Annotated in this window: 1 pseudogene; it reads right to left on the bottom strand. The window is 40.7% G+C overall.

Annotated elements, in window-relative coordinates:
* Positions 1-553 (bottom strand): annotated as a pseudogene (locus AB5935_RS27235) (efflux RND transporter periplasmic adaptor subunit); the annotation flags it as partial.
* Positions 554-742 lie beyond the last annotated feature (189 nt).

Below are 742 nucleotides of genomic sequence, written 5' to 3'. Positions count from 1 at the left end.
CATTATAGCTCAATTCGGCCTGGCGTACTTTATCTGTTGTTCCTGCACCGAGGCTGTCCAGATAGTGTTCATTTCTCAACTCCACTTTCATCCGACTCAATTTCATTGCCGACACTTTAATCTGCATTGCCATATCGGAAAGTTTCGTCTGATTATTGACGCGAAGCTGATCAAGCTTATACTGGCGCATTTGTTCCTCGTCCAGCAACTTCTTATATTCAATTTCCGTACTCTGAAGGTCCAGTTTCAGAATCGGAGTACCTACGTCTACGCTATCTCCCCCTTTTTTATAGACTTCAATAATACGACTGTTGATCGGAGAATTGATAATTTCTTCAAAAGCAGGGACAACCTTACCGGAAGCGCTGACACTTACCTCAATCACCCCTTTATCGACTGTGGAAAAGACAAGATCCTTTGCCTCCACTCCTGCCCTTAATACAGATATAAGTACACTGATGGCAATAATACTTGCCACTCCAATGGATGAATAACGAATAATCTTCTTATTACGTTCTTTTTGACGTACCTCTTTAGGAATTTCTCTGTCCATATCCGATCATTTACTATTTTATGATGTATCAATTCGGTACTTCATATACCAAATCTGTGCCAAAATCGTAAATGGTTGATAAATAGAAGATAACAAAAAACACAGGGTGTCCGATATCGGACACCCTGTACGAATTTACCGTTCAGAATAGAATCTATCATCCTGCCAGCAGGAAGCCTGTCTATTTGG

The organism is Phocaeicola sp. RTP21198st1_B8_RTP21198_201120, from assembly GCF_040929485.1.
GTDB classification, from domain to species: Bacteria; Bacteroidota; Bacteroidia; order Bacteroidales; family Bacteroidaceae; genus Phocaeicola; species Phocaeicola dorei.
This window is presented reverse-complemented; position numbering and strand designations above follow the sequence as displayed.